The organism is Cupriavidus sp. L7L (assembly GCF_004353535.1).
GTDB lineage: Bacteria > Pseudomonadota > Gammaproteobacteria > Burkholderiales > Burkholderiaceae > Cupriavidus > Cupriavidus oxalaticus_A.
In genome coordinates this window covers 1-457 of the sequence record NZ_SMNY01000173.1, presented here as the reverse complement: position 1 = coordinate 457, position 457 = coordinate 1, and the positions used below count along the sequence as shown (strand labels likewise).

Genomic DNA, 457 nt, shown 5'->3' with positions numbered 1-457 from the left:
GGGCCGCTGAGCTACGAAGCCCAGCGGGGCATGTTTTTGCATCCGACCTACGCGGTGACGCCTGACCGTGAACCGCTGGGGGTGATCGATGCCTGGATGTGGGCTCGGGAGCCAAAGGACGCCGACGGCAACCGCGGCGGGATCAAGGAAAGCGTACGCTGGATTGAAGGGTATGAACGCGTTGCGGAACAAGCCGCGCTATTGCCCCGGACACGACTGGTGTATGTGGCGGACCGCGAGGGTGATATTGCCGAGTTGATGGCGCGTGCCCAGGAACTTGGCCAACCAGCCGACTGGCTGATCCGCAGCCAACACAACCGAAACCTTGCTGAGGGCGGCAAGTTGTGGGATAGCGTCGACGCCAGCCCAGTACTCGGGGAAATCACGTTTATCTTGCCAGGGCGTGCAGGCCAGAAGGCGCGCGAGGTCAAACAGGAACTACGCGCACAACGTGTGA

The 457-nt window shown here is 62.1% G+C and carries 1 pseudogene; it reads left to right on the top strand.

The features are described from left to right. Window positions 1-457, top strand: a pseudogene (locus E1J61_RS36895) (IS4 family transposase); the annotation flags it as partial.